This is a genomic window from Pantoea sp. SOD02 (assembly GCF_024707505.1).
Taxonomy (GTDB): domain Bacteria; phylum Pseudomonadota; class Gammaproteobacteria; order Enterobacterales; family Enterobacteriaceae; genus Pantoea; species Pantoea symbiotica.
Genome location: NZ_CP102604.1, coordinates 2,732,535 through 2,749,913, shown reverse-complemented (window position 1 = coordinate 2,749,913; position 17,379 = coordinate 2,732,535). Strand labels below are relative to the sequence as shown.

General features: G+C 54.7%; 15 protein-coding genes. 6 read left to right on the top strand and 9 right to left on the bottom strand.

The annotated features are described in order from the left end of the window. Positions 1–2: 2 nt before the first annotated feature. Positions 3–1,196, top strand: coding sequence for a Bcr/CflA family multidrug efflux MFS transporter (locus NR302_RS12760; RefSeq protein ID WP_258143648.1), 1,194 nt, complete (start codon positions 3–5; stop codon positions 1,194–1,196). A 382-nt stretch (positions 1,197–1,578) separates the two neighbouring features. Continuing rightward, a complete protein-coding gene (locus NR302_RS12755; protein ID WP_008105027.1) occupies positions 1,579–1,905 on the top strand; it encodes a hypothetical protein in 327 nt (108 codons plus the stop codon). Here NR302_RS12755 and yejF read toward each other — a convergent pair. From yejF to yeiP, 9 genes are all read right to left on the bottom strand, one after another. Beyond that, positions 1,899–3,488 (bottom strand): microcin C ABC transporter ATP-binding protein YejF, encoded by a 1,590-nt coding sequence (yejF, locus tag NR302_RS12750; protein ID WP_258143647.1) that lies wholly within the window; start codon positions 3,486–3,488, stop codon positions 1,899–1,901. The genes NR302_RS12755 and yejF overlap by 7 nt on opposite strands. Then, the gene (locus NR302_RS12745) at positions 3,489–4,511 is read right to left on the bottom strand and encodes an ABC transporter permease (RefSeq protein ID WP_008105023.1); all 1,023 of its coding nucleotides are present in this window, start codon (positions 4,509–4,511) and stop codon (positions 3,489–3,491) included. It lies immediately after the preceding gene. Further along, positions 4,511–5,602, bottom strand: a complete 1,092-nt coding sequence (locus tag NR302_RS12740; protein WP_258143646.1) for a microcin C ABC transporter permease YejB — start codon at positions 5,600–5,602, stop codon at positions 4,511–4,513. The genes NR302_RS12745 and NR302_RS12740 overlap by 1 nt, the downstream gene beginning before the upstream one ends. A 10-nt stretch (positions 5,603–5,612) precedes the next feature. After that, complete coding sequence (locus tag NR302_RS12735) at positions 5,613–7,421, bottom strand: extracellular solute-binding protein (RefSeq protein ID WP_258143645.1); 1,809 nt, start codon at positions 7,419–7,421, stop codon at positions 5,613–5,615. 65 nt (positions 7,422–7,486) lie between these two features. Further along, positions 7,487–9,052: a cyclic di-GMP phosphodiesterase gene (locus tag NR302_RS12730; protein WP_061717803.1), complete on the bottom strand. Its 1,566-nt coding sequence runs from the start codon at positions 9,050–9,052 to the stop codon at positions 7,487–7,489. A 282-nt stretch (positions 9,053–9,334) separates the two neighbouring features. After that, a complete protein-coding gene (mepS, locus tag NR302_RS12725) occupies positions 9,335–9,910 on the bottom strand; it encodes a bifunctional murein DD-endopeptidase/murein LD-carboxypeptidase (protein ID WP_008105015.1) in 576 nt (191 codons plus the stop codon). A 514-nt stretch (positions 9,911–10,424) separates the two neighbouring features. Further along, entirely contained in the window at positions 10,425–11,132 is a 708-nt protein-coding gene (locus NR302_RS12720) for a phosphatase PAP2 family protein (RefSeq protein WP_154190266.1), read from the bottom strand. A gap of 44 nt (positions 11,133–11,176) precedes the next feature. Next, complete coding sequence (locus NR302_RS12715; RefSeq protein ID WP_258143644.1) at positions 11,177–12,151, bottom strand: GTP-binding protein; 975 nt, start codon at positions 12,149–12,151, stop codon at positions 11,177–11,179. Between the two features lie 105 nt (positions 12,152–12,256). Continuing rightward, a complete protein-coding gene (yeiP, locus tag NR302_RS12710) occupies positions 12,257–12,832 on the bottom strand; it encodes an elongation factor P-like protein YeiP (RefSeq protein ID WP_008105009.1) in 576 nt (191 codons plus the stop codon). A gap of 152 nt (positions 12,833–12,984) precedes the next feature. Between yeiP and NR302_RS12705 the strand changes: the two genes are divergently transcribed. From NR302_RS12705 to fruA, 4 genes are all read left to right on the top strand, one after another. Continuing rightward, positions 12,985–13,239 (top strand): YkgJ family cysteine cluster protein, encoded by a 255-nt coding sequence (locus NR302_RS12705; RefSeq protein WP_008105007.1) that lies wholly within the window; start codon positions 12,985–12,987, stop codon positions 13,237–13,239. 279 nt (positions 13,240–13,518) lie between these two features. After that, positions 13,519–14,649: a fused PTS fructose transporter subunit IIA/HPr protein gene (gene fruB / locus NR302_RS12700; protein ID WP_154155887.1), complete on the top strand. Its 1,131-nt coding sequence runs from the start codon at positions 13,519–13,521 to the stop codon at positions 14,647–14,649. After that, a complete protein-coding gene (gene fruK, locus NR302_RS12695; protein WP_061717799.1) occupies positions 14,646–15,584 on the top strand; it encodes a 1-phosphofructokinase in 939 nt (312 codons plus the stop codon). The genes fruB and fruK overlap by 4 nt, the downstream gene beginning before the upstream one ends. 16 nt (positions 15,585–15,600) lie before the next feature. Next, on the top strand, positions 15,601–17,301 hold the full coding sequence (fruA, locus tag NR302_RS12690) for a PTS fructose transporter subunit IIBC (RefSeq protein WP_258143642.1): 1,701 nt from the start codon (positions 15,601–15,603) through the stop codon (positions 17,299–17,301). Positions 17,302–17,379 lie beyond the last annotated feature (78 nt).

Genomic DNA, 17,379 nt, shown 5'->3' with positions numbered 1-17,379 from the left:
CGGTGCGCAAGGAAAAGAATTCACCGGTTGGTTTAGTGGTCATCCTCGGATTGCTGGCGATGTTGATGCCACTTTCGATTGATATGTATCTGCCGGCCATGCCGCAAATCGCCCATGAGTTCGCGGTTTCGGCGGGCAGCGTGCAGATGACGCTCAACCTCTACATCCTTGGTTTCGCCATTGGCCAGTTAGTGTATGGCCCGCTGGCGGATAGCTACGGACGTAAACCGGTGATTGTGCTGGGCACGCTGATCTTTGCCTGCGCCGCTGCGGCTTGTGCGCTGTCACAAACCATCGATCAGCTGATCTTTATGCGCTTCCTGCACGGCTTATCGGCCGCCGCTGCCAGCGTGGTAATCAACGCCTTGATGCGCGATACCTACTCGAAAGAGGACTTCTCGCGCATGATGTCGTTCGTGATGCTGGTGACCACCATCGCGCCGCTGCTGGCACCGATTATCGGTGGCTGGCTGCTGTTGCTGTGGAACTGGCACGCCATCTTCTGGACGCTGGCGGGTGCCGCGTTGATCACCACGGTGCTGGTGGTGACCCAAATCCGTGAAACGCTTAAGCCTGAACAGCGGCAGCGCTTTCATCTGCGTACCACATTAGGCAACTTCGTGGCGCTGGTGCGCCATAAACGCGCCTTCAGTTACATGCTGGCGAGCGGTTTTTCCTTTGCCGGATTATTCACCTTCCTCAACGCCGGTCCGTTTGTGTACATCGAAGTGAACCACGTTTCACCGCAGAACTTCGGCTATTACTTTGGCCTCAACGTGGTGTTCCTGTTCGTGATGACGCTGATTAATAGCCGCGCCGTGCGCCGTTTTGGTCCGGTGAAAATGTTCCGCCTGGGATTGGTGATTCAGTTCGCGATGGGCGTTTGGCTGCTGATCTCCAGCGCGCTGGATTTAGGTTTCCTGTCGCTGGTGTTTGGCGTGGCGATGTTTATTGGCTGCGTCTCGACGGTGTCGTCGAATGCGATGGCGGTGATTCTGGATGAGTTCCCACATATGGCGGGCACGGCTTCTTCGCTGGCGGGTACGCTGCGTTTTGGTGTCGGTGCGTTAGTCGGCGCGCTGCTCTCATTAGTCAGCATTAACAGCGCATGGCCGATGGTGGCTACGATTGCACTGTGCGCCACCATCTCGATTGTGCTGTTCACTTATGCTTCACGGCCTCAACAGGTAGCGTGACATCCACAAGGTCGCCATGAATGGCGATCTTACATATCCTGAATCTTTCCGTAGGGTCGCCATTTATGGCGACCTGGCCTAACTTAAATCTCTCCCCTCACTCGCTAATCCCCATTCATTCGTTATGCTTAATGTTTCCATTATGTGAAAATTTAGAGATAAAAAAGTAACGAGATTGCGTCTAAAATGATTGTTAACCGCAGCCGAACACGGTAAACATAGGCATAAATGTGAGAAGCCTCGCAAATTATAAATTGGCTACATGTTTTGTGCTTAAAACGAGAAGGCAGACTGAGTTCGTATTCTGAGCTAACCAGGTTGGGATTCACCACGTTGTGCCGTCGTCGTGAATAAAGTTAACGTCTCTGGGGGCCGTATAACTATGCTGCAACTTTCCGTTGTGCATCGCTTGCCACAACATTATCGCTGGTCGCTTGAACATGCGGGTGAAATTGAGCGTCAGGAAGCGGCGAATGGCGTGCATGCCGAAGATTTAGTGGTGCTGCGTCTGCTGAGCCACGATGGTCATCCGGCGCTGGAAATTCTGCACCAGCTGAAAGAAACGCTGGCGCAAATTCAGGTCGAGTGCAAAATTGCCCAGTGTGAAGGGCAGCCTTGTCTGTTGATTCAACGTGATGACGAAAGCGCGACCAACTGCTGCCTGAAAAATCAGGGAGTTGCTATCGCCGAAACCTTCGATGGTCACTGACTCAGATCTTTTCCCTGCGCTGACGCCAGTAGCTGCCGCGTGTAATCGGCTGCTGGTGCGTTAAAAAGTGTTTCGCAATCACCTTGTTCCACCACTTCACCCTGACGCAGTACAATCAGCTGATGACAGAGCGCGCGTACCACCTGCAAATCATGACTGATAAACAGATAGGCGAGCTGATGCTGCTGCTGCAAACGACGCAGCAAGGTCAGAATTTGCTTCTGCACTGAGCGGTCCAGCGACGAGGTGGGTTCATCCAGCACAATCAGCTGCGGCTCAAGGATCAACGCGCGGGCGATAGCGATACGCTGGCGCTGACCGCCGGAAAACTCCGCCGGATAGCGTGAACGGCTGTCCGCATCGAGTCCCACTTCCTGCATCACCGCAATCACCTTGGCTTTCTGCTCGGCAGCACTGAGTTCCGGACGATGCACCGCTAAGCCTTCCGCAATCACCTGTTGCACCGTCATGCGCGGATTGAGCGACGAATTGGGATCCTGAAACACCACCTGAATGCGCTGGCGCAGCGGCAACAACTGCTTTGGCGACAGCTGATGCAGCGGCTTATCGTCAAACCAGATCTCCCCGCGCGCGGTGATTAAGCGCAGCAGCGCCAGGCCCGTAGTACTTTTACCTGAACCCGATTCGCCGACCAATCCCAGGCTTTCGCCACGACGCAGCGTAAAGCTGAGATCCTTGAGCGCCAGCTTCTCTGCCACGGTGCGACGCAACAACCCACGGCGGATCGGGAAACCAACCTGCAGATTCTTCACCTGCAACAGCGGTTTAGGGTCCAGCAGCGGCACCGGTTGACCATCCGGCTCGGCGGCGATCAGCTCACGCGTGTAGGGCTGCTGCGGTTGGCTAAACAGCAAATCGCAGCGGTTGTGTTCCACACCGCGGCCATTACGCATCACCGTGACGCTGTGCGCCAGCTGACGCACAATATTCAGGTTGTGGGTGATGAACAGCATGCCCATATTGAGTTCACGTTGCAGTTCGCGCAGCAGTTGCAGAATCTGTGCCTGAACCGTGACATCCAGCGCGGTGGTCGGTTCATCGGCGATCAGCAGCTTCGGCTGCGTCAGCAGCGCCATGGCGATCATCACACGTTGTCGCTCGCCACCGGAAAGCTGGTGCGGAAAATCCTGCAAACGAGACGCCGCGTTACGAATGCCGACGCGATCCAGGCAACTGAGCATTTCGCCACGCGCGGCTTCGCGCCGCATCCCGCGATGCACCGACAGCACTTCATACAGCTGCTTTTCCACATTGTGCAGCGGATTGAGCGACACCATCGGCTCCTGAAAAATCATCGCCATCTGGTTGCCACGCAGCCCGCGCAGGGTGCGTTCGCTGGCCTGCAGAATATCCTGGCCGTTAAACAGAATTTCACCTTGCGGATAGTTGACTGGCGGCTGCGGCAATAAGCGCATGATCGACAGCGCGGTAACGCTTTTACCGCAACCGGATTCGCCCACCAGCGCCAGCGTTTCGCCGGCATCAATCTGCAGCGAAATGTCTTCCACAACGCGGCGATCCTGAAAGGCCACCGCCAGATGATTCACCGTTAGCAGGCTCATTTAGCGTCCTCGGCTCGGGTCAAAGGCATCGCGTACCGCTTCGCCGATAAAGATCAGTAACGACAGCAGCAGGGCGAGGGCAAAGAAGCCCGCCAGCCCCAGCCACGGCGCCTGTAAATTGTTTTTGCCCTGTAACAGCAGCTCGCCGAGCGATGGCGATCCGACTGGCAAACCAAAACCCAGGAAGTCGAGCGAGGTTAACGTGGTGATTGAGCCGCACAGGATAAACGGTAGAAACGTTAATGTGGCGACCATGGCGTTTGGCAGCATGTGGCGCAGCATAATACGGCTGTCGCTGACGCCGAGCGCGCGCGCCGCACGGATATAATCGTAGTTACGCGCACGCAGGAATTCGGCGCGCACCACGCTCACCAGGCTCATCCAGCCAAACACCACGGTAACCAGCAGCAGCCACCAAAAGCCGGGCTGAATTACGCTGGAGAGCAGAATCAGCAGGAACAGCGATGGCATGCCCGACCACACTTCAATCAGCCGCTGGCCGACCAAGTCGATGCGGCCACCAAAGTAGCCTTGCACCGCGCCGACCACGATGCCAATCACGCTGGAGAACAGCGTCAGCATAATGCCGAACAGCAATGAGATGCGCGTGCCATACAGCAGGCGAGCCAGCACATCGCCGCCGTTAGCGTCGGTGCCGAGCCAGTTTTGCGCCGAAGGTGGAGAAGGGAAGGGCACATCGGTGGCGAAGTTGATGGTGCTGTCGCTAAAGCGAATCGGTGCCCAAATCGCCCAACCTTGCTGATCGATGCGCTGCTTCAGCCACGGATCCTGATAATCAGCGGGCGTAGAGAAATCACCGCCGTAATCACTTTCGCTGTAGTTGAACAGCAGCGGCATGTACCAGCGCTGCTGATAATGCACCAGCAGCGGTTTGTCGTTGGCCAGCAACTCAGCGCCCAACGACAGGACAAAAATGATCAGGAAAATCCACAGCGACCAGTAACCGCGACGGTTATGGCGAAAACGCTGCCAGCGCTGCTGGTTAACAGGAGATAAGCGCATCAGCGTCCCTCAAAATCAATGCGCGGATCGACCAGCGTGTAGGTCAGATCGCTGAGAATGTTCATCAGCAGGCCAATTAACGTGAAGATGTAAAGCGTGCCAAACATCACCGGATAATCGCGCTGGATGGTGGCGTCGTAGCCGAGCAGGCCCAAACCATTGAGCGAGAACATCACCTCAATTAACACCGAGCTGGTGAAAAACATGCTGATAAAGGTGGCAGGAAAACCGGCGATCACCAGCAGCATGGCATTGCGGAATACGTGGCCGTACAGCACGCGCTTCTCATCCAGCCCTTTGGCGCGCGCGGTGACCACGTATTGTTTGCGGATCTCATCGAGGAAGGAGTTTTTGGTCAGCATGGTCAGCGTGGCAAAACCGCCAATCACCGTCGCCATCACCGGCAGCGTGATGTGCCACAGGTAATCGGTGATTTTGCTGTACCACGGCAGCGCATCAAACTGCGGTGACGTCAGGCCGCGCAGCGGGAACCAGTCAAAGTAGCTGCCGCCGGCAAACAGCACAATCAGCATGATGCCGAACAGGAACGCCGGAATCGAATAGCCAATGATGATAAAGGTGCTACTCCAGATATCGAAGGCGCTGCCGTTACGCACCGCTTTTTTGATGCCCAGCGGAATCGACACCAGATAAATGATTAAGGTGCTCCACAATCCCAAACTGACGGAGACCGGCAAACTCTCTTTGATTAGCTGCAGCACCGATGCGCTGCGGAACAGGCTGTCGCCGAAATCAAAACGGATGTAGTTCCACAGCATTTCGCCGTAACGCTGTAGCAGCGGCTTATCGAAGCCGTAGCGATGCTTAATCTCCGCGATCACTTCCGGATCCAGGCCGCGTGCGCCGCGATATTGGCTGTCGCCGGGATTGTCGCGCACCAGCGATCCGCGCGTGCTGCTGTCGCCACCGCCGGAGCCGGGAATACCGGTGCTATGACCAAACTGCACGTTGGCTAACGCCTGATCCACCGGACCGCCGGGTGCTATCTGCACAATAAAGAAGTTCAGGGTGATGATCGCCCACAGCGTGGGGATGATCAGCAGTAACCTGCGAAGAAAATAGGCTGCCAAACCGTGCTCCTCAGCGTCGATCGGCCGGCAATCGCCCGGCTTTGTTCACATCGTACCACCAGTTTTCCAGACCGGTAGCAAACGCGGGTTTAATCTCGGGATGGGAAAACTTGTCCCAATACGCCATGCGATCTTCCGCGCTGTACCACATCGGAATCATGTAGGCATTCCACAGCAGGATGCGATCCAGCGCCTGACCAAGCGGCAGCAGCGCTTTCTCATCGCCCTGATGCTCCACGATCTGCTGGACAAAATGGTCGACGATGGGATCTTTCACGCGCGGCGTATTCCATGAAGAGTTGATGAACTCAGACTGCCAGATGGTGCGCAAGCTGGTGGAGGGCCATGGCATCGCGTAATAGAGTGACGGAATCATGTCGTAGTCACCTTCGCGTAAACGCCGTAAATATTGCGAACTGTCAATCTGGCGCAATGTGACCTGGATGCCAAGCCGTTGCAGGCTGTGCTGGAACGGCAGCGCCCAGTCGTTTTGCGTGCCGCTGCGCATCAGTAATTCGAAACGGAACGGCTGGCCGGTTTTCACGTTCACCAGCTGCTGGTTTTTAATCTCCCAGCCCGCTTCTTTCAGCAGCTTCATGGCTTGCAACAGGTTGCCGCGATCGAAACCACTGCCGTCGGAACGGGGCGGGGCATACTCATCGTTGAACACTTCCGCTGGCAGCTGCGCCTTGTACGGCGCCAGCAGAATCAACTGCTCGGCTTTGGGATAGCCAAGCGCTGCATATTCGGTGTTCTGGAAATAGCTACTTGTGCGTTTATAAGCGCCGTAGAACAACGCTTTATTCATCCACTCAAAATCGAACGCCAGCGTGATGGCTTCGCGTACGCGACGATCGGCGAACAGCGGTTTTTCGTTGTTAAAGGCCAGCCAACGCGTATCGGTGGAAACGGTGTTGGGAATGGTTGATTTAACGATGGCGTGACTATCAAAGTTGCGCCCGCGATATTGCGTGGCCCATTTCTTGGCTGAACTCTCTTCACGCAAATCGTAAGCGCCGGCTTTGAAGGCCTCGAACGCCACGTTGTCATCGAGATAATAGTCATAACGCAGGGTGTCGAAGTTAAAGCGTCCGCGATTGACCGGCAGATTGGCCGCCCAATAATCTTTCACCCGGCTGTACTGGATAAACTGACCCGATTTATACGAGGTGACGCGATAAGGCCCGCTGGCCAGCGGCGGATAACCAATCGGCTCATTAAACTTTTTGTTTTGCCAAAACTTTTCCGGAATAACCGGCAGCGTCAACCAACTGAGAACCCGATCCTTGTCCGGCTTCGGCATGTCGATGCGCACGGTGAGGCGGTTAAGCGCTTTAACTTGCACGTCACGAAACGCCACGCGGAACTGCGGCACACCTTCCGTCATGAATTTCTGGAAAGTAAAAGCCACATCCTGCGCGGTAATTGGTGTTCCGTCCTGAAACTGTGCATGCGGATTGATCGACACTTCCATCCAGCGATAGTCGTCGGGATAGCGCGCCGATTCAGCGATCAGCGGATAGTAGCTGCCAGGTTCATCATCGGATGTGGTAAACAGGCCGTCATACAGCGTATCAGTGCCAATGCCGGGATTGCCGCGCGAGGCGAAGCGATTGAAGTTGTCGTAGGTGCCGACCACCGCCAGCGTGATTTTGCCGCCTTTAGGTGCGGCGGGATTGGCGTAATCGTAGTGCGTGAAATTGACCGCATATTTCGGCTCGCCCAGTTTAGCAAAGGCATAGCTTTCGTTGATGGTTGCGGCATGCAGCGGCGCAATGGCGCTACAAAACAATAACGCTGTGACAAGACGCAGCAGCATAAGTGAGGCGATCTCCTGTGGTGTTCCGCACTTTATGGTAGCAGTTTCATGGGGTTCGCGTGATGCTAACTCAGTATGCGCTGGCGTTGGAAATAACTGGCGAGTTTTTCAGGTCGTAGCGGGCGGCTAAACAGATAGCCCTGTAAATGCGTCACGCCGCGATTCACCAGCCATGCCGCCTGGTCGCCGGTTTCAACGCCTTCCGCCACGGTTTTCAGGTTAAGTTTTTTCGCCAGCAGCAGCACCGCATCAAGAACCGGCGAGGTGACGGTTTCCGTACCAATGCTTTGCACAAACCCACGATCGATCTTCAGATAATCGAACGGATATTTTTCCAGGTAGATCAGCGCACTGTGTCCGGTGCCAAAATCATCAATCGCAATTTTGAAATTGTTTTCGTGCAGCCAGGCGAAGATTTCACCGGCATTTTTTTCCCCGACCATAGTGCGTTCGGTAATCTCAAACACATAGTTGAAATGATCAGGCGGCATGGCGTTAATCCATACCTGCACATCATGACGGAAACTCTCTGAGGCGAGATGCAGCGGCGAGAGATTGAGGCTCAGACGTGTGCCACGCGGCAGTTGTTTACAGAGAAACTGTGCATCGCGCGCCACCAAAGTAAATAGATGCTGGGTGAGCGGAATAATCAGGTTTTGCGCTTCTGCGTAGCTAATAAAGGCATCCGGTGGAATCATGCCTTCAGTGGGATGCGTCCAGCGCAGCAGCGCTTCCACGCCGTAAGGTTGTCCATCATGCGCGGTGACTAGCGGCTGGTATTCAACGTGAAACTGACCACGTTTGATTCCCTGCATGATCTCTTTGCCCGGACGCTGATGTCGAGTCAGCAATAGCCAACTCAAAGCGGAAACCAGTAAGGAAAATAGTATCCCAGTGAGCAGCGTCAGTGAGTAATCACGTGGCGCTAAGGTGCTGCCAAACAGCACAAAGTGCAGGTCGCTATTGTTAAAGGCTATTTCATGCAGCGATGCAGGCAAATCACTGGCGTGCACCACCTTATTGCTGCCGCTGAGTAGCGCCTTATTACCGATCACCAACGCCATACCGGTGATTTCGGGATGATAGGAAGCCAGCAACTGGTAAGGCGTCAGGCTGATGTTCATGGTGGCCAGAATGCCGGTCTCTGCCGAACCTGGATTTTTCAGCCAAAGCGCCAGCGCCGGTTTCGTTGGTAGCAATGGCGTGCCTTCCAGTAAGCGCATATCGCGATCGCGTTCCAGTTCAGATTCAGGCGATATCGCGTTGGCAGCCAGCAAAAAACTGCCTGTAGCAGAAGAGCAGTAAGCATTACTGTCGCGGACCAGCAGGATGGCGCGGATATTTCCCGCAAACGCAGCGCGAGAAGTCAGCTCACGGCCGACGCTGCTGCAGGTTAATTGTGTGTATTGCTGCAGTGGATAAAGCGTATCCACCAGGGTTGTAATGACCTGTTGTAAATCGTCACGGCTGTGAGCCAGTAGCTGTTGGTGTTGTTGTACGCGTTTTTGCCAGGTCAGTGTTAACAGGACGGTGACAAAAAGCAGAAAAAACAACGTGCCGATGATTACGCTACTCCAGGCGATGCGTCTTGAGTAGCTGGCGTGGCGTTTTAATGTCCCCGAAAGTGGCATGGAGTGTATTCCCCTTGTCTTGCCATTTTTATTATGTTTATCACTTTGGTCATTACCCAGAGTCCTGCCGACATCGCAGTAATCACGGCGTCTGAAGGGCGATGTTTGGGTATCAGGAAGTCAACGAGAATATAACGAGAGCGCGAAGAATGTCTCGTTATATTTTTGATTCTCAATTACTTTTTATCGATTGGATTTGAGTTAAAAACAGTGGGCGAAAAAAAACGCTGCCGGGGCAGCGTTTTCTGATTCTCTGGCTGAGAGGATCTTCAAAAGAATACGTTAGCTCGGGTTTTTAGCGAGAACCCGACGCGCTTCACGGTAACGATTTTTCCAATAACTGTCGTTCAGATTGGAAATCATCACGCCACTGCTGGTGGATGCGTGAACAAAATTATCGTTGCCGAGATAGATGCCAACGTGGCGACCGGTAGAACCGGCGCGGAACAGCACTAAGTCACCTGCGCGCAATTTATTGCGTGAAATCTCTTTGCCGGTGTCTTGCTGTTCTGACGTTGAGCGCGGCAAATCTAAACCAAACTGCTCGCGAAAGGTGCGCTGAACAAAAGCAGAACAATCAATGCCGCGTTTGGTGTCGCCGCCTAAGCGATAACGTACACCTTTCCAGTCACTGTACTGTTCCATGATGCGGGACTTAACGTCCACGTTCTGCACCATCTGTTCAAATTCGTCCTGAGACGCTTGAAGTAAAAAACCATTCTGGTTGTTAACTTCATGATTCTCGTTATTCGCGTTCTGACCGTTATGGGTGCTGCTACATGCTGATAAAAGTGTTGCCAGAGCAACTGCGGGAATGATCCGCCTGAGGTATCTCAGTATTGGTTGAGACTTGACCATTGTACGTGAATTCCTTCGGTTTCCTTACGACAGAATGTCGTCAGCCAGATGACAAAACGGGTTGAGATTAATAAGTACGGCCGTCTAAGACAAATCCTTAATTACTAAAATGTGTTAATGCACACATTTTTGTAGCTTTAAGCACCGCATTTTATGCTGTTGCTTACTAATCGGATTTGAGGTTAACCGATTACAGACCGCGTGGCGAGTGCTTTTATATAAATATTCAAAGGTTTTTTCGATGTGAAATCAATCTGTAACACAATGGCTAGTTTATCAACAATTGGCAGCGATTTAATAGCCAAACAGCGGTGCAATAAGGGGGTAATTCTGGCGCTAAGGCCGATTTTAAGAGGGTTCGGGCTGGACAGACTAAGATAAAGGCTATTGTTCCGCATTTTTCATCATAATCTTTTCTTTTACCTGAATAATGTTAGTTTGCTAATAGTTTATTCAGGTTTTAAATAAGCGCGAGCGATCGACTTTTTATTCTATGATCACTCGCGCTTAACAATTACCTGCGCGGCTTATATTTGCCCGGCAACGAACGGTCCAGCCAATTGACTAGCTTGTCGCTGAATGGCGTTAACAGGCACCAGCTCATGCCAACCAGCACCACCGACAACGAACCGACAGCAATATCGGTAAACCAGTGTGCACCCGCCATCACGCGCGGGAGAGCAAACACCACGCTAATCGCCAGGCCCACCAGAAACGCGCGGAAGCCGAAATAGCGCCACATAAAGCAGGTGAAGATCATCAGCATCATGCCGTGGTCGCCCGGGAAGCTATCTTTCGACGCATCTTTGGCCGGGATGCCGGTCAGTTCGCTTACGCGATGCACATTGTCAAAGAACAGCGTTGGGCTGGAGTGTTGCACCGGCAGCAGATGGCCGAGCTGGTTCAGGATCACGGCGCTTAGCAACATGGTGATGCCAATCGCGAGCATGCGGCGGCGGCCTTGCGGTGTTTCGCGACGCCAGAAGCACAGATACAGCGCACCCATCGCCAGCAGTGAAACCAGATCGAAGCCGCGAAAGTTAGTGATGGCCACTAACAGCGCGAAGCCGTGATGGTCAACCATCTGGTCATTGAAGCCATAAAAGATGGCTTTATCGATACCAAACCAGAACCCGTGATCGGGCGGCAGGTACCATGAAACAAACAACATTATCCCTAGCGCATTCAGCAGCAGGATGGTGATTAATCGTGACGCGCGCATAAAAAATAAATCCAAAGTGAAAACAACGGGGCAACCTAACGCATCTAATTTAAACGAATCTTCAACAAGGCGATCTGCAAAAGGTTCCAGTCTACGGGTTGATGATGGATTAATTCGATGCGGCTATCCGGCGGTGTAGTAGGGCGCGTTTCGATAAACAAGTCTTCGCCCTGGCGATTGATGTTGACTAAACCGTCCGACGTGCGCAGTACGCCTTTTACGCGATCCACCGGCGCAAGCCGCGCCCACTCTAGTGCGGCAATGGTATCAAACACGGTTTCCTCATCAAAAATCCAGCCACAGGAAGCATAACCCTGGCCTTCATTGAGCGCCCGACGCCAGCGCACCTGACCATCCAGTTTCAGTGCGGCTAAGCCCTGTGGACGTGAAGCGTGGTGGTGATGGGCTGCATCGGGAACCGCACGATCCGCCAAGGCGGGTTGCGTCAGCAGCGCGGGATCGATCGCACCCCAGGCCGCCTCTACCAGCTGGCGTTCACCCAAAAATTGCAGCTGCCAATCCTGTAAACGCTGACGATCCTCATCGCTCCAGCGATCGCTTTTGTTCGCCACGATGATATCGGCCGCCACCAGCTGATCGCGGAAGTTCTCATTCTCCACCACGCGTGCGTCGGCGAGCTGGCGCGGATCGAGCAGCGTTAAGGTGGCATCCACCTGAATCCAGGGTTGATAGACCGCAGCACGCAGCATGTTCAGCAGCTGTTTGGGATGGCCAAGGCCAGTGGGTTCGATAATCAGACGATCGGGTTTCGCCTGCTTCAGCAGCATGTTCAGCCCAACCTGCAGCGGCAAGCCGTTAACGCAGCACATGCAGCCGCCGGGAATCTCTTTCAGCGTGGCACCACGATCGGCGAGCAGTGCGCCGTCGATGCCAATTTCGCCAAATTCGTTGACCAGAATCGCCCAGTTTTCATCGGCGGGTTTGTTGGCTAACAGATGCAGCAGCGTGGTGGTTTTTCCGCTGCCGAGAAATCCGGTGATGAGGTTTACGCGCGTCACAAAAGGGCTCCAAAAAAAGAGAATAAATCGCGCGCGGATGAGTGGCATCCGGCACGCACGGCCTTGTTATACTATAACAATCACCGGCGGCCGGACGGAAGCACGTTATGAGTCAGCGCGTCCCATGTAACGACGTTCCGCAATATGAATGCGGATGCGATCGCCATTGCTCAGATATTCTGGCACCTGAATGGATAAGCCGGTGCTCATGCCTGCGGGTTTAGAACGCGCGCTGGCGGATGCACCTTTGATGCCCGGCGAGGTATCAACAATTTCCATGTCGACGGTTTGTGGCAGTTCAAGCGCCAAGACCTGGCCGTCCATCGTCAGTACCTGAATGCCAGGAATGCCGCCTTCAGGAATAAACAGCAGCTCTTCTTCGATTTGCTCTTTCTTGAAGTTGTACGGCGTGTAGTCTTCGTCATCCATAAACACATACTCATCACCATCTATATAAGAGAAGGTGACGGCGCGGCGGCTGAGCGAAATGGCGTCAATAATATCGTCGCCTTTGAAGCGCTCTTCCACTTTCAGGCCGGTGCGGACATCGGTAAAACGCATCTTATAGAGCGTCGCGGCACCGCGAGCACTTGGGCTCTGTACGTCAATGTCTTTCACCAGCAACAGTTTGCCGTTCCAGGTGACAGCCATCCCTTTTTTGATCTCATTTGCCTTTGGCATGGTGGTTTTCTCGCTGACAGGAGGTTAATGCGCGTCACGTTACTCGCGCGGCGAAAAACTGGCAAGCGAGGCAATGTAAAATTGTTGCCGGTGCATGGCATTCGCGGCCTCAGACTGTTATTGTCGCGGCGAATTGTCTACAGGAGCGCATGATGTTTTGTCGTGACCAGTGCGGTGCCTGTTGCACAGCCCCCTCAATCTCATCCCCGATTCCTGGCATGCCACACGGCAAGCCGGCCAATACGCGTTGCGTGCAACTTGATGAGCAGCAGCGCTGCAAAATCTTTGGTTCACCGCTGCGTCCTGCTGTCTGTGCTGGTTTACAACCGAGCGCAGAAATGTGCGGCAGCAGCCGTGATAGCGCCATGACGTTCTTGCTAAAACTGGAAGCCGATACCGCACCTTGAACCGTTTGCTGACGCAGAGCTGAAGAATTTGGCTTAGTGCCGGTTGTCTGTACAGCAAAAGCATCAGCCTGCCTGCCGGAAAAAATCTTAAATCCAACATGAAGTGTGCGGGACGTCAAAAATCTGCTACTCAGATCGCGCATTTTCTTGCCTGCTGTACGTGGCTGTACCATATTCCCTGAAACGTTTCAGCGTTGTCATTCCGGCTAAGTCCGCGATGCATAGCATCTTTTTTCAACATCTAGCTGAAACGATTCAATACAGCAAGCGAGGAGAGATATGTTCCAGCTCGAAGTTCAGGCCATTCATACCGGTGCTAGCGCACAGAATAAAGAAGAGGCCATTCGCCAGGTTGCCGCTGCGTTAACCGCTGCGGGCAATGTGGCCGAAGGCTACGTTAACGGCATGCTGGCGCGCGAACAGCAAACCACCACTTTCCTGGGTAACGGCATTGCCATTCCGCACGGCACCACCGACACTCGCGACCTGGTACTGAAAACCGGTGTACAGGTTTATCAGTTCCCGCAGGGCGTGGATTGGGGCGAGGGGCAAACGGCATATGTGGCGATCGGTATTGCTGCCAAGTCTGATGAACACCTCGCGTTGCTGCGCCAGCTCACCCACGTATTAAGCGACGACAGCATTGCTGAACAGCTGAAAACCGCCTCGGCGGAAGATCTGCGAGCCTTACTGATGGGCGAAAACCAGGCGGCAGAATTCAAATTCGATACTTCGCTGATTGCCGTTGATGTAGCGGCCAGCGATTTAATCACTTTACAGGCACTGAACGCCGGTCGTCTGCAGGCTGCAGGCGCGGTGGATGCGTCCTTTATTGCTGACGTGATTTCACGTGCACCGCTGAGCCTGGGTCAGGGCATCTGGCTGAGCGACAGCGCTAGCGGCAATATTGGCAGCGCAGTGGCAGTCAGCCGCACCGCTGCGCCGTTCCAGCATCAGGGCGAAAACGTTGCGCTGCTGCTGACCGTGGCGGCTAACGATCAGCGTCCGCTGGAGGTGCTGGGCTACCTCAGTAACTTGCTGCTAACCAACAAAGCTGAACGTCTGCTGAAGGCCGATGCCGCCGGGATTCTGGCGCTGCTGACCAGCGAAGTCGATGAAGCCGCTGAGCTGCTGACCGCAGAGTTCACCATTCGCAACGAACACGGATTGCATGCACGTCCGGGCACGGCGCTGGTTACCGTGATCAAACAGTTCAACAGCGATATCACCGTGACCAATCTCGACGGCAGCGGTAAACCGGCTAACGGCCGTAGCCTGATGAAAGTCGTCGCGCTGGGCGTGAAAAAAGGCCATCGCCTGCGCTTTACCGCCAGCGGTGATGATGCGCAGCAGGCGCTGAACGCGATTGAAGAAGCCATTAACGCCGGTTTAGGCGAGGGGGCAGCATGAGTCGTCGTGTCGCAACAATTACCTTAAACCCGGCTTACGATCTGGTCGGTTACACGCCAGAAATTGAGCGCGGTGAAGTTAACCTGGTGAAAACCACCGGACTGCACGCGGCGGGTAAGGGCATCAACGTTGCCAAGGTGCTGAAAGATCTCGGTATTGATGTCACCGTCGGCGGTTTCCTTGGTAAAGAGAATCAGGACGGCTTTCAACAGTTGTTCAGCGAGCTCGGCATTGCTAACCGTTTTCAGGTGGTACAGGGCCGTACGCGTATCAACGTTAAGCTGACCGAAAAAGACGGCGATGTAACCGACCTGAATTTCTCCGGTTTTGACGTCACCGCGCAGGATTGGGATCGCTTCACAGCCGATTCACTCACCTGGCTGGGCCAGTTCGACATGGTGTGCGTTAGCGGCAGCTTGCCAGCCGGCGTGGCGCCAGAAGCGTTCACCAAGTGGATGAGCGATCTGCGCACGCTGTGCCCGTGCATCATCTTCGACAGCAGCCGCGAAGCGCTGGTCGCCGGTCTGAAAGCCGCGCCGTGGTTGGTGAAACCGAACCGCCGCGAGCTGGAGATTTGGGCTGGTCGCAAACTGCCTGCGCTGCAGGACGTGATTGGTGCCGCACATGAACTGCGTGAGCAAGGTATTGCGCACGTGGTGATTTCTCTCGGTGCGGAAGGCGCGCTGTGGGTGAATGCTTCCGGCGAATGGATCGCCAAACCGCCCGCTTGCGAAGTGGTCAGCACCGTTGGTGCCGGCGATTCGATGGTCGGCGGCTTGATTTACGGCTTGCTGATGCGTGAATCCAGCGAGCACACGCTGCGTCTGGCAACGGCAGTGGCGGCGATGGCCGTCAGCCAAAGCAACGTTGGCGTTAAAGATCGTACCCAGTTGGCCGCGATGATGGCGCGCGTCGACTTACAACCCGTTAACTAACAGCAGGAGAGCGATAATGAAAACGCTGCTGATAAAAGATTCTTCACTGGGACTGGCTTCAGGACATCTGGCGCTGGAACGCTTACGTGCGACGGCGGCACAAGCCGGACTGACGCTGACCGATAATGCCGCCGAAGCGGAACTGGTGCTGGTTGCTGGCCACAATGCGCCGCACGACGCAGAGCTGGCGGGTAAATCGCTGGCGCTGGTTGATGTGCAGCAAGCGCTGCGCGATCCGCTGGCGGCAATCAATCAAGCCAAAGCGAGTGCCAAAACCTGGCAGCCTGCTGCTGCAGCAACCGCTGCCGCGCCAGTGGCGGCGCAGAGCGGTGGTCAGAAACGCATTGTGGCGGTGACCGCCTGCCCAACTGGCGTTGCCCATACCTTTATGGCCGCCGAAGCTATTCAGGCCGAAGCGATCAAGCGTGGCTGGTGGGTGAAAGTCGAAACCCGTGGTTCTGTGGGCGCTGGCAACGCGATTACGCCAGAAGAAGTGGCGGCAGCCGATCTGGTGATCGTCGCGGCTGATATCGATGTGGATCTGGCGAAATTTGCCGGTAAGCCGATGTACCGCACCTCAACCAGTCTGGCGCTGAAGAAAACCGCGCAGGAGCTGGATAAAGCGCAGGCCGAAGCGAAAACCTATCAGCCGAGCGGTAATCAGGCGGCCAGCGCACAGGGCGACAGCAAAGAGAAAGCCGGTGCCTATCGTCATCTGCTGACCGGCGTGTCCTATATGCTGCCGATGGTGGTCGCCGGTGGTTTGAGCATCGCGCTGTCATTTGCCTTTGGTATCACCGCATTTAAAGAGCCGGGCACCTTAGCAGCGGCGCTGATGCAGATTGGTGGCGGCAGTGCCTTCGCGCTGATGGTACCCGTTCTGGCCGGTTTCATTGCCTTCTCAATTGCGGACCGTCCGGGTCTGACGCCAGGTTTAATTGGCGGTATGATCGCCACCAGCATTAACGCCGGTTTCCTTGGCGGTATCATCGCCGGTTTCATTGCGGGTTACGCCGCGAAGATGCTCAGCAGCAAAGTGAAGTTGCCGCAGAGTATGGAAGCGTTGAAGCCGATTCTGATCATTCCGCTGGTGGCGAGTTTGATTACCGGTTTGCTGATGATTTACGTGGTTGGTAAGCCGGTTGCTGGCATCATGACTGGCCTGACAACCTGGCTGGCAAACATGGGTACGGCGAATGCAGTACTGCTGGGCGCGATTCTCGGTGGCATGATGTGTACCGACATGGGCGGTCCGGTGAACAAAGTAGCCTACGCATTTGGTGTTGGCCTATTGAGTTCACAAACCTACGCACCGATGGCGGCAATTATGGCGGCCGGTATGGTGCCACCGCTGGCGATGGGCTTGGCGACGATTGTTGCGCGTCGTAAGTTCAACAAAGGTCAGCAGGAAGGCGGTAAAGCGGCGCTGGTACTTGGTCTGTGTTTTATCTCTGAAGGTGCCATTCCGTTTGCGGCGCGTGACCCAATGCGTGTGCTGCCATGCTGTATCATTGGCGGCGCGGTAACCGGTGCGATTTCCATGGCGATTGGCGCGAAACTGATGGCACCGCACGGTGGCCTGTTCGTCCTGCTGATTCCAGGCGCGATTACCCCAGTATTGGGTTATCTGATGGCGATTGTGATTGGTACGGCGGTGGCAGGTCTTGGCTACGCTATCCTGAAACGTCCAGAAGAAGAGCTGGTAAAAGCGGCGTAATCTTCGCCAGACATGAAAAGGGAGCCTCGGCTCCCTTTTTCATGTCTGGCATCAATACAGAACCATTCCGTAGGGGCG